Origin of the sequence: Streptococcus parasanguinis, from assembly GCF_001578955.1 — a bacterium.
GTDB classification, from domain to species: domain Bacteria; phylum Bacillota; class Bacilli; order Lactobacillales; family Streptococcaceae; genus Streptococcus; species Streptococcus parasanguinis_U.
In genome coordinates this window covers 204,436-215,551 of the sequence record NZ_KQ969692.1, presented here as the reverse complement: position 1 = coordinate 215,551, position 11,116 = coordinate 204,436, and the positions used below count along the sequence as shown (strand labels likewise).

The following is an 11,116-nucleotide window of genomic DNA, read 5'->3' as shown; positions in this document are numbered from 1 at the left end:
CTTCTGTCAGTATTCTAACCCTTCTAACGGCGCAAGAAGGAGCTGCCCCCGGGACCAAATTGGTCGCAAAGGGTGGTGAAATTGAGGAATTGGAGCCAGCGACAAGCCCTGTCGGAACCAAGATCACAGTGGAAGATCTCTTTTTTAATACACCTGCTCGTCTCAAGTATTTAAAGAGCCAGCAGGCAGAGCTATCCCATATCGTGGATATTCTCAATCGCTTGAGCTTGGCCCATCCTGAGATTGCCTTTACCTTGATCAATGATGGAAAAGAAATGACCAAAACAGCGGGGACTGGTAATCTCCGGCAAGCGATTGCGGGTGTCTATGGCCTGGCGTCTGCAAAGAAGATGGTGGCCATTGAAAATCGCGACCTAGATTTTGAAGTGACGGGCTTTGTGTCTTTGCCTGAATTGACTCGTGCCAATCGCAATTACATCAGTCTCTTTATCAACGGCCGTTACATCAAGAATTTCTTGCTCAATCGAGCTATTTTAGACGGCTACGGCAGTAAACTCATGGTGGGTCGCTTTCCACTCGCGATTATTAATATCCAGATCGACCCTTACTTAGCCGATGTCAATGTTCACCCGACCAAGCAAGAAGTGCGTATCTCCAAAGAACGAGAACTAATGGCCTTGATCTCCCAGGCTATTGCGAATGCTTTGAAAGAGCAGGACCTGATTCCGGATGCTCTAGAAAATCTGGCCAAGTCGACCATTCGCCGAACAGAAAAGCCAGTACAGACAACCCTGCCTTTAAAAGAAAATCGTCTCTATTATGATCGAGAAAGTCAAGATTTCAAACTTCGACCAGAAGTGGCAGATCCTCAACGGCCTCTAGCAGATGAGACTGCTACCGAAGCTAGAATCCAAGAAAACCCAGTAGAAAAACCAACAAGCGCGATCAAGTTTGCGGAAAGAAAGGCTGTGGTTTATGATGAACTGGATCATCCAGAGTTGGATCTGGCTAGTCTAGACAAGGCCTATGATAAGTTGGATGGGGAAGAACATTCGACCTTCCCAGAGTTGGAATATTTTGGTCAGATGCATGGAACCTATCTCTTTGCCCAAGGAAATGGGGGCCTATATATCATTGACCAGCACGCGGCCCAAGAGCGGGTCAAATACGAAGAATACCGGGAGAGCATCGGGGACGTAGACGGCAGTCAGCAACAACTGCTAGTGCCTTATATCTTTGAGTTCCCTACAGACGATCTAATCCGCCTACAACAGCGCAAGCACCTCCTAGAAGAAGTGGGCGTCTACTTAGAAGAATACGGAGCCAACCAGTTGATCTTACGGGAGCACCCTATCTGGATGAAGGAAGAAGAGATCGAGTCGGGTATCTACGAAATGTGTGACATGCTCCTCTTGACCAAGGAAGTGTCTATCAAGAAATACCGGGCTGAGTTGGCCATCATGATGTCCTGCAAACGCTCCATCAAGGCCAACCACACACTGGACGATTACTCTGCACGCGACCTGATCTATCAACTGTCCCAATGTGATAACCCTTATAACTGCCCTCATGGTCGTCCGGTCTTGGTCAACTTCACCAAGTCGGATATGGAAAAGATGTTCCGACGTATTCAAGAAAATCACACCAGTCTACGGGAATTGGGCAAGTATTAAACAAACAATAAAGGAAGATTATGTACGAATACATTAAAGGAATTTTAACGAAAATCACTGCTAAATACATTGTGGTAGAAACAGCTGGGATCGGCTATCTCTTGCATGTGGCCAATCCCTATGCCTACTCTGGCAAAATGAATCAAGAGGTGCAAGTCTATCTGCACCAAGTGGTCCGTGAAGACGCTCACCTTCTCTATGGCTTTGCGACAGAGGAAGAGAAACAGCTCTTTTTAAACTTGATCTCAGTCTCTGGGATTGGACCTGTCTCAGCTCTGGCTATCATTGCTGCGGATGACAATGCAGGCCTTGTCCAAGCCATCGAAAGCAAGAACATCACCTACTTGACCAAGTTTCCAAAAATCGGCAAGAAAACAGCCCAACAGATGGTTTTGGACCTAGAAGGTAAGATCAATCTTGATCTAGAAGATGCACCGGCTCAGTCCAAAGCCGAAGTTGCAGAAGAAAACCAAGCCCTTGAAGAAGCTATGGAAGCCATGTTGGCATTGGGCTACAAGGCAACGGAACTCAAGAAAATCAAGAAATTCTTTGAAGGAACTTCTGATACTGCTGAAAACTACATCAAGTCTGCCCTTAAGATGTTGGTCAAATAGGAGAAGAAGATGCCAAAACGTTGTGGATGGGTTAAAATGGCCAATCCGTTATATATAGCTTACCATGATGAAGAATGGGGGCGACCCCTCCATGATGACCAGGCCCTTTTTGAGTTGCTCTGTATGGAGACCTATCAGGCTGGCCTATCTTGGGAGACGGTGCTCAATAAACGGCAGGCTTTCAGAGAGTCTTTTCATAGTTACCACCTTCAACGCGTTGCAGAGATGACCGACTCTGAACTGGAAACTTTGTTAGACAATCCAGCTATCATCCGAAATCGTGCTAAGATCTATGCGACACGGGCCAATGCTCAAGCCTTTTTACAAGTCCAGGAGGAATTTGGATCGTTTGATGCTTATCTTTGGTCTTTTGTCGATGGGAAAACCATCGTCAATGATGTTCCAGATTACCGACAGGCTCCAGCGAAGACAGCTCTTTCTGAGAAGCTAGCCAAGGACCTCAAAAAGCGGGGTTTTAAGTTCACCGGACCAGTCGCAGTTTTATCCTACCTACAAGCAGCAGGCCTGGTCAATGATCATGAGAATGATTGTGAATGGAAAAACGGTGATGAGTGAGTATAGGTAACTAGAGTGTCTGAGAATATAGAAAAAAAGCTGAGAAATTCTTCCCAGCTTTATTTGTTATAGTCAAAGCGAATGACTTGCTCCGTTGCATCTACATGGGCATGGACTCCGAATGGGACAATTGCTCTTGGAGTTGCGTGTCCGACATTCAGATTATAGACAATCGGGATATTGCTATCAATGATATCCAATAGTGCCTCTTTATAGTCGTCATAAAAAGTTTCATCCATAGGTTTTCCGACCAAGAGTCCACTGATGACCGCGAATATGCCCGTGTCCTTTAAAGTCCGCAACATCTTTTTTGAAGTCGTCAGGTTCAGGCTTTTCTTGACTTGTTTCTAGCAAGAGAATCTTTCCTTCCCAGTCTGACAAGTCAGGGAAAAGTTTGTATTTTTGGCAGAGGTCTGTGCTATCTGCGTGTAGAGAGTTGTCAAAAATATCATAGAGAGACTCAAGACAACCACCGAGGATTTCTCCCTCAAATTGAGCATTGCCTTGTAACAAGTCAAAACCTGTATTTGCATGGCTGACACGAGGTGTTCCCAGAGCCTTGGGACTATAATCAGTCCTTTCCTCATACCAAACGTTACTAGGGCGGATTTCTGAGATTCTACCAGTCTCAATTAATTCTTTAAAGTAGTGGCGGCTATATGGCAACATTTCTTTGTCTAACTCACAAATGTCTGCTAAAAAGGATTGCCCGTAAAAAGTCTTGATTCCTAGTTTATGCAACATGAGATGGTTCATGGTCGTATCCGAGAAGCCAAGAAAAATCTTTTGTTTGATAACCTTTTGTAGTTGGTCATTTTCAAAAATATAAGGTAGCAAGCGATAGGTATCGTTTCCACCGATGGCGCATAGGATCATGTCGATACTATCATCAGAAAATGCCTGAATCAAATCCTCCGCACGAGCTTCGGGATGTTCTTTGATAAAGTCTAAGCCTTTTAGTGAATGAGGTAAAAAGATAGGATTGAGTCCCAGGTCTTTGAGTCGTTGGACCCCCAAGTCCACTTCGTGCTTGACAAAGTCCTCTCCGATAATCCCACTAGATAAACTTATAATACCAATAGTAGAAACCATATCTCATCCTCCTAGAAAAAATTGATGCTATTGTATCACAAAAAATGAGGGGAAACAACAAGAATTAGAGCCAGAAGAAGGCTTTTAGATCAAGAAAGAAGAAAAAAGCAACCGCTCGATATGGTTGCTTCAGAATAGAGATAAGCTCTATCAACAATAGAAAATAGCCCTTTAGAAGTTGATTACCACATAGTTAAAACTCTTAGGAATGTTGATGTAATAGTGTTTCTAAGAGTTTTTCACTTTATACTCTAAAAGAAAAAGATTGAAGAAAGTTGTCCAAAATGAACTTTATCTTCAATCTGTTTTTTAAATAATTTAGGAAATTGTGTTAAAATGAAATGAAAATTACGAATAGTATAAGTGGGAGGCACCATGAAGGCGGAAATTATTGCAGTTGGAACAGAAATTCTAACAGGACAAATTGTGAACACCAATGCTCAATTCTTGTCTGAAAAATTGGCTAGTTTAGGAATTGATGTCTATTATCATGTGGCGGTAGGAGACAATGAAGGCCGTCTCTTCTCGACCATTGAGACAGCTTCAAAACGCAGTGATTTGGTGATTTTATGCGGTGGACTTGGGCCAACAGAGGATGATTTGACCAAGCAAACCCTTGCTAAGTTTTTAGGGAAAGAACTGGTTTTTGATCCGACAGCGCTTGCTAAACTCGACACCTTCTTTGCCAGTCGCCCTGATTATGTCCGGACGCCCAATAATGAGCGACAAGCACAAATGATTGCCGGATCAATCCCCCTTCAAAACCGTACAGGTCTCGCGGTTGGAGGTTTGATTGAAGTCGATGATGTGACCTATGTCGTTCTACCTGGTCCGCCAAGTGAGTTAAAACCCATGGTCAATGAACAATTGGTGCCTCATTTGACAACAGGGGAACAGCTCTTTTCAAGAGTCTTGCGCTTCTTTGGGATTGGGGAAAGCCAGCTGGTTACGATCCTAGCAGATATCATTGAAGAGCAGAGTGATCCGACGGTTGCCCCTTATGCCAAGACGGGAGAAGTAACCTTGCGTCTATCTACAAAGGCGAAGGATCAAGCTTCAGCGGATGCTAAGCTCGATGTCTTAGAAAAGGAAATCTTATCACGTCACACGCTGGATCATCAACCCTTGCAAGAGTTGTTTTACGGTTATGGAGATGACAATTCGATGGCCAAGGTGGCCTTTGATCTTTTGAAACAGACTGGTAAGACCATTACAGCTGCAGAAAGCCTGACGGCTGGCCTCTTCCAAGCGACTCTGGCAGATTTTTCGGGTGCTTCCAGCATCTTCGCAGGTGGTTTTGTCACCTATAGTCTGGAAGAAAAAAGCAAGATGTTGTCTATTTCAGCTCAAGAGTTGGAGCAACATGGAGTAGTGTCTCATTTTACAGCTCAAGCCATGGCTTCACAGGCCCGTAAGTTAACAGGATCCGATTATGGTGTTAGCCTGACCGGAGTTGCGGGGCCAGATAGTCTGGAAGGGCATCCAGCAGGGACAGTCTTTATCGGACTTGCAACTCCAAATGGAGTGGATAGTGTCCAAGTCAATATCGCCGGACGTAGCCGAGCTGATGTCCGCGAAATTGCAGTTCTGCATGCCTTTAATTTGGTGCGCTTGGCTGTATTAAATAGTGAAAATTTGGTATAATGAAGATTGTGCCAAATGAAGAATGATTCTAAAAATGGATAGGAAATGAGCCTTTCAAATGACGGTAATCGTTGGTGAGTTGCATACATTTCCTGTATAGTAAAAAATAGGAGAAAAGAATGGCGAAAAAACAGAAAAAATTAGATGATATCTCTAAGAAATTTGGAGATGAGCGTGAAAAAGCGCTCAATGATGCCCTGAAGTTGATCGAAAAGGATTTTGGTAAAGGATCCATCATGCGTTTGGGCGAACGCGCGGAACAAAAGGTTCAAGTCATGAGCTCTGGTTCATTGGCTCTTGATATTGCCTTGGGTGCTGGTGGTTATCCAAAAGGTCGGATCATCGAAATTTATGGTCCGGAATCATCTGGTAAAACTACCGTTGCCCTCCATGCAGTAGCGCAAGCACAAAAAGAAGGGGGCATTGCGGCTTTTATTGATGCCGAGCATGCCTTGGATCCATCTTATGCAGCAGCTCTTGGGGTCAATATCGACGAACTCCTCTTGTCTCAACCAGACTCAGGGGAACAAGGACTTGAGATTGCCGGTAAATTGATCGACTCTGGTGCGGTTGATTTGGTGGTTGTCGACTCTGTTGCTGCCTTGGTACCACGCGCAGAAATCGATGGTGATATCGGGGATAGCCACGTTGGTTTGCAAGCGCGGATGATGAGCCAAGCTATGCGTAAACTTGGAGCTTCTATCAATAAGACGAAGACCATTGCCATCTTTATCAACCAATTGCGTGAAAAAGTTGGGGTCATGTTTGGGAACCCTGAAACCACACCTGGTGGTCGTGCCCTTAAATTCTATGCTTCGGTTCGTTTAGATGTCCGTGGAAATACTCAAATCAAGGGTACTGGGGACCAAAAAGATACCAACGTTGGTAAGGAAACTAAGATCAAGGTTGTAAAGAACAAGGTAGCTCCACCGTTTAAAGAAGCCATGGTTGAAATCATGTACGGGGAAGGAATTTCACGTACGGGTGAATTGGTTAAAATTGCAACAGATTTGGATATCATCCAAAAAGCGGGTGCGTGGTACTCATATAATGGCGAAAAAATTGGTCAAGGATCTGAAAATGCTAAGAAATTCTTGGCTGACCACCCAGAAATTTTTGACGAAATCGACCACAAGGTTCGGGTACATTTTGGTTTGATCGAAGAAGACGAAGCGGTGAAAAAACTTGATAAAACTGAAGAAGCAGCTCCTGTCGTAGAAGAAGTAACTCTAGATTTAGATGACGCGATTGAAATTGAAGATTAATTTTTTTCAAAATAGGTCGCTAGACTGATGGTTTTTGTGTTATAATTTAATACGATAGTATTATCGTGTAGCGAAAGGAGTGCATTCATGATTAAAATTTATACAGTGTCAAGTTGCACCAGCTGTAAAAAAGCAAAGACTTGGCTCAACGCTCACCAGCTAACTTATAAAGAACAAAACCTCGGTAAGGAAGGGATCACCAAGGAAGAATTGTTGGATATCCTTACAAAGACTGAAAATGGAGTGGCAAGTATTGTCTCTTCAAAAAATCGATACGCTAAAAATCTAGGAGTGGACATCGAAGACTTGAGTGTTAACGAAGTCATTGATATCATCATGGAAACACCTCGTATTCTTAAAAGTCCGATCTTGGTAGATGACAAACGTCTCCAAGTGGGCTACAAAGAAGACGATATTCGTGCCTTCTTACCACGATCAGTTCGAAATGTAGAAAATGCGGAAGCACGGATGCGTGCAGCACTTTAAAGTGATTGAAATCAGAAACGGTTTGTTTCTGATTTTTTCTTGTTCAAATTAGAAATGGATAGCAGTTTACTGCGCCAATTTACGAAATCTATGATACAATATTTTAGAAAACAATAACTAGTAAGGAATGAAAAATGAAAAGAAAAATCTTCTTATTGGGTGCACTTGTGTTGTGTTTGACAGGATGTGGTCAAAAAAAGCAAGTGAAAACGCCAACCTCAAGTGAGCAAAAAGCAATCAAAGCGAAAGCAGAACAGCTACAAAAGGATAATAAGAGTATCTTACAAAAAGCTGAAGAAAATCAAGTCATCACTAGAACCTTTGTCTTTCCAAAAGATGACAAGGGCACACAACAGACGCAAATTGTAACCTATGTGGGGAATACCTTTAAAAAATTAGAGACCGTCAATGTGACGGCAACTGATGAGGAACTGAAAAAAGGGATCCAACAGGTTGGAGTCGAAGAAGCACAAAAGCAATTGAGAGAATCTTTTACCAAGGATGATGCCTTTAAGGAAGCATTGACAGTTCCTGGCTTCACAGCTGATTTGACCTTGGAAAATGAGAATGAATACAAGGTGACCATCACCTATGACTTTGAAGCAATGGATGTGAAGAAGGCTGAAGGGATAACCTACTTCAAAAACAATCACTTGCCGGAGTTGTTGAAGCTGACACCGAGCCAATTTGCGGACAACCTCATCAATGCTGGAGCGAGTGAGCAAAAATAAAAAAACAGTTTAGCTGAAAAAGCTCAAAAATGCTTGAAAAAGCCGTAAAATCAAGGACTTGACCGTTGTGGAAAACTCTTGATTATGGTATAATAGTAATATTCTAAGGAAAGAGGGTGTTCTTGTGGGATTTACAGATGAAACAGTACGTTTTAATCTTGATGATTCAAATCGTAAGGAAATTAGCGAGACCTTGAAAGATGTATACTTATCACTGGATGAAAAAGGCTACAATCCAATTAATCAAATCGTAGGATACGTACTTAGTGGTGATCCTGCCTATGTACCTCGTTATAATAATGCACGGAACCAAATTCGTAAATATGAACGAGATGAAATCGTTGAAGAATTGGTACGTTATTATTTGAAAGGGCAAGGAATAGACCTCTAATGAGAATTATGGGATTGGATGTTGGTTCAAAGACAGTCGGGGTTGCTGTGAGTGATCCTCTCGGTTTTACAGCTCAGGGTCTTGAAATCATCCAAATCGATGAAGAGAAAAAAGAATTCGGTTTGGAGCGCTTAGCCGAATTAGTAGCTCAATACAAGGTGGATCGTTTTGTTGTGGGCCTACCGAAAAACATGAACAACACGAGCGGACCACGTGTGGAAGCCAGTCAGGCTTATGGCACGATGATTGCTGAAAAGTTTGGGTTGCCAGTCGACTACCAAGATGAACGGTTGACAACAGTTGCTGCAGAGCGGATGTTGATTGAGCAAGCAGACGTTAGCCGTAGCAAACGCAAAAAAGTTATTGATAAGTTAGCGGCGCAGCTCATTTTACAAAATTATTTAGATCGTAATTTTTAGAAAGAAAACGAGGAAGAATAGTATGGCACATGATCATAACCACGACCATGAAGAACGTGAATTAATCACATTGGTGGATGAACAAGGAAATGAAACCTTGTTTGAAATTCTTTTGACCATCGATGGCAAAGAAGAATTTGGAAAGAACTATGTCCTTTTGATCCCTGCAAATGCAGAGGAAGATGAAAATGGCGAAGTTGAAATCCAAGCATATTCATTTACAGAAAACGAAGACGGAACAGAAGGTGACCTTCAACCAATCCCAGAAGACTCAGATGCAGAATGGGACATGATCGAAGAAGTCTTCAACAGCTTTATGGAGGAGTGATACAGTCTGGGAGACTGTATCAGCCCAACTCCGAGAAATTGGAAAGAGTTGGTAAGTCCGGGGGACGTTTTTAGCCCTGCTTCAAGAAATTGGAAAGAGTTGGTAAGCCCGGGGACTTGCTGTAAAAATGAGAAAGAAATAACTACAAAAGAAAGGAGCGCAAACGTCAGAAGAGGTTTTGTCGCTTTTTTCTTTTAGGAGGAAGATGTGAATAAGATTGAGCAATGGATGAATAGTCGGATCGGTCTGAATTTTCGATCGGGACTGGATCGTATGGAGCAGGCAGTGAGCCTTTTAGGGAGGCCGGATAAGGCTTATCCGATTCTTCATGTGACAGGAACCAATGGGAAGGGATCCACAATCGCCTTTCTGCGTCAATTGTTGATGGCTCACGAAAAGAAAGTTGGGACCTTTACCTCTCCTCATATGATCAGTATCCATGATCGGATTTGTATTGGGGATCGGCCGATTTCAGATGAAGATTTTACTCGGATTGGTCAAGAAGTCCAACAAATGGAGCAGACCTTGCTTCAAACCCAGGACCAACTCTCTTATTTTGAGATTATCTGTCTCATGGCCCTTTTGTATTTTAAGGAACAAGGAGTGGATGTGGTCCTGTTGGAAGTCGGTATCGGTGGACTTCTAGATACCACCAATGTAGTGACAGGAGAGATCGCAGTGATCACTTCGATTGGTCTGGATCACCAGGAAACGCTGGGAGGGACTGTTGCCGCAATTGCTCAGCAAAAGGCAGGAATCTTTAAGAAGGACAAGAAAGCTGTAGTGGGACCCTTATCCGATGAAGCTGCAGCTGTTTGTCAAGAAAAAGCGAAGGAATTAGCTGTGGATCTCCACGCCTTCGAGAAAGATTTTGGCTTAGAGCAGGATCATTTTTGGAATGAAAGCGTGGAACTTGTCTTGCCGTCTCTGGGCTTGAAGGGTGATTACCAACGGGAAAATGCTACAGTGGCTTTGGAGGCCTTTTTCCTCTACATGGAGGGTCTAGATCAAGAAGTGGATATGGATCAGGTCAAACTGGCCTTACAAGAGACGCGGTGGCCGGGACGTCTAGAGTTGTTTGGCGACCAGTTGTATTTGGATGGCGCCCATAATCCTCACGCCATGCTGCGCTTGATCGAGTTTGCCAATAGCTTAGCAGGAAAACGCGTGAAGATTTTATTTGGAGCCCTTAAGCGAAAAGATTATAGCGGGATGCTCGAAACGCTTCAAACAGGTTTGCCAGAAGCTGAATTGATTTTGACGACCTTCCATTACGGAGAAGTGGTGGCACAAGGAGACCGACAAGACCTGCCCTATGTAGCTGACTACAAGGCCTATATCAAAGAATTTATGGATCAGAGTCGTCCAGATGAAGTCTTATTTGTCACAGGATCCTTGTATTTTATTGCGGAGGTAAGGGCATTTTTATTAGAGGGGTAAACAATTGACCTAAAGACTTTCTTGGCGTATACTGGTGGTAGATAGTGTACGGTTATAGCGAAAGGAGTCGATCTAAATGAAAAAAATCATGTTTATAATGACCTTGGTGGTAGCCCTTTTTCTGACTGCTTGTAGCCAGCAAGAAAAAGCAACACAGACTTCGAGCAAACAGACGTCTGCTTCATCACAGACTGTGACTTCAGCGAGTGAAGAACAGAAAGAAGGAGTGTCCATAGATGGCAGTTATCGAGGACAGGACGAGGAAAATATGATTCTGTTGGTGGTGACGGGGCGAAAAGGCACGTTTACGGTGCAAGATGCTGATGGCGAAGAAGAGACCAAAGAGGTCAGTATTGATCCGGTCAATCAATCCATGCGTATCGGAGATGAGCCTTATCGCTATCGGATCGAAGGAAATCAGTTGTCGCTAGAAGATCTGGAGCAAGCAGAGGATGATCAAGGGATTATTGTCCTGACCAAGCAATAAGGGACGAGA

Annotated in this window: 12 protein-coding genes and 1 pseudogene; 12 read left to right on the top strand and 1 reads right to left on the bottom strand. The window is 43.4% G+C overall.

Annotation, left to right across the window (positions count from 1 at the left end; genetic code table 11):
- The 3 genes from mutL to SPADD19_RS09180 all read left to right on the top strand — a co-directional run.
- Positions 1–1,634: DNA mismatch repair endonuclease MutL (mutL, locus tag SPADD19_RS09190; RefSeq protein ID WP_241496567.1), on the top strand; the 1,634-nt coding region annotated here is incomplete at its 5' end.
- Positions 1,635–1,654: 20 nt separating this feature from the next.
- Positions 1,655–2,248, top strand: coding sequence for a Holliday junction branch migration protein RuvA (ruvA, locus tag SPADD19_RS09185; protein WP_061455848.1), 594 nt, complete (start codon positions 1,655–1,657; stop codon positions 2,246–2,248).
- 9 nt (positions 2,249–2,257) lie between these two features.
- Positions 2,258–2,824 carry a DNA-3-methyladenine glycosylase I gene (locus SPADD19_RS09180; protein WP_061455847.1) on the top strand — a complete coding sequence of 189 codons (567 nt, stop codon included), beginning with the start codon at positions 2,258–2,260 and terminating at the stop codon, positions 2,822–2,824.
- Between the two features lie 59 nt (positions 2,825–2,883).
- Here the strand turns inward: SPADD19_RS09180 and SPADD19_RS09175 are convergent.
- Positions 2,884–3,916: pseudogene (locus SPADD19_RS09175) on the bottom strand (S66 family peptidase).
- Positions 3,917–4,291: 375 nt separating this feature from the next.
- On the opposite strand from SPADD19_RS09175, the gene SPADD19_RS09170 reads away from it, so the two are divergent.
- From SPADD19_RS09170 to SPADD19_RS09130, 9 genes are all read left to right on the top strand, one after another.
- Complete coding sequence (locus tag SPADD19_RS09170) at positions 4,292–5,560, top strand: competence/damage-inducible protein A (RefSeq protein WP_061455846.1); 1,269 nt, start codon at positions 4,292–4,294, stop codon at positions 5,558–5,560.
- Positions 5,561–5,679: 119 nt separating this feature from the next.
- Positions 5,680–6,825 (top strand): recombinase RecA, encoded by a 1,146-nt coding sequence (gene recA / locus SPADD19_RS09165; RefSeq protein WP_049498957.1) that lies wholly within the window; start codon positions 5,680–5,682, stop codon positions 6,823–6,825.
- An 87-nt stretch (positions 6,826–6,912) separates the two neighbouring features.
- Positions 6,913–7,311 (top strand): transcriptional regulator Spx, encoded by a 399-nt coding sequence (gene spx / locus SPADD19_RS09160; RefSeq protein ID WP_003009108.1) that lies wholly within the window; start codon positions 6,913–6,915, stop codon positions 7,309–7,311.
- 134 nt (positions 7,312–7,445) lie between these two features.
- Positions 7,446–8,042 carry an SP0191 family lipoprotein gene (locus tag SPADD19_RS09155; protein ID WP_049498958.1) on the top strand — a complete coding sequence of 199 codons (597 nt, stop codon included), beginning with the start codon at positions 7,446–7,448 and terminating at the stop codon, positions 8,040–8,042.
- Positions 8,043–8,166: 124 nt separating this feature from the next.
- Complete coding sequence (locus SPADD19_RS09150; RefSeq protein WP_003002070.1) at positions 8,167–8,433, top strand: IreB family regulatory phosphoprotein; 267 nt, start codon at positions 8,167–8,169, stop codon at positions 8,431–8,433.
- A complete protein-coding gene (ruvX, locus tag SPADD19_RS09145) occupies positions 8,433–8,852 on the top strand; it encodes a Holliday junction resolvase RuvX (RefSeq protein WP_049498959.1) in 420 nt (139 codons plus the stop codon). The genes SPADD19_RS09150 and ruvX overlap by 1 nt, the downstream gene beginning before the upstream one ends.
- 22 nt (positions 8,853–8,874) lie before the next feature.
- Positions 8,875–9,180 (top strand): DUF1292 domain-containing protein, encoded by a 306-nt coding sequence (locus SPADD19_RS09140; protein ID WP_003001941.1) that lies wholly within the window; start codon positions 8,875–8,877, stop codon positions 9,178–9,180.
- 207 nt (positions 9,181–9,387) lie between these two features.
- Positions 9,388–10,620: a bifunctional folylpolyglutamate synthase/dihydrofolate synthase gene (locus tag SPADD19_RS09135; protein ID WP_049498960.1), complete on the top strand. Its 1,233-nt coding sequence runs from the start codon at positions 9,388–9,390 to the stop codon at positions 10,618–10,620.
- Between the two features lie 76 nt (positions 10,621–10,696).
- Positions 10,697–11,107 (top strand): SP_0198 family lipoprotein, encoded by a 411-nt coding sequence (locus SPADD19_RS09130; RefSeq protein WP_061455845.1) that lies wholly within the window; start codon positions 10,697–10,699, stop codon positions 11,105–11,107.
- The last annotated feature ends 9 nt before the right edge of the window (positions 11,108–11,116 follow it).

Coding starts and splice junctions, on each gene's coding strand:
- ruvA (WP_061455848.1), top strand. CDS start 1,655: ATGTACGAATACATTAAAGGAATTTTAACGAAAATCACTGCTAAATAC.
- SPADD19_RS09180 (WP_061455847.1), top strand. CDS start 2,258: ATGCCAAAACGTTGTGGATGGGTTAAAATGGCCAATCCGTTATATATA.
- SPADD19_RS09170 (WP_061455846.1), top strand. CDS start 4,292: ATGAAGGCGGAAATTATTGCAGTTGGAACAGAAATTCTAACAGGACAA.
- recA (WP_049498957.1), top strand. CDS start 5,680: ATGGCGAAAAAACAGAAAAAATTAGATGATATCTCTAAGAAATTTGGA.
- spx (WP_003009108.1), top strand. CDS start 6,913: ATGATTAAAATTTATACAGTGTCAAGTTGCACCAGCTGTAAAAAAGCA.
- SPADD19_RS09155 (WP_049498958.1), top strand. CDS start 7,446: ATGAAAAGAAAAATCTTCTTATTGGGTGCACTTGTGTTGTGTTTGACA.
- ruvX (WP_049498959.1), top strand. CDS start 8,433: ATGAGAATTATGGGATTGGATGTTGGTTCAAAGACAGTCGGGGTTGCT.
- SPADD19_RS09140 (WP_003001941.1), top strand. CDS start 8,875: ATGGCACATGATCATAACCACGACCATGAAGAACGTGAATTAATCACA.
- SPADD19_RS09130 (WP_061455845.1), top strand. CDS start 10,697: ATGAAAAAAATCATGTTTATAATGACCTTGGTGGTAGCCCTTTTTCTG.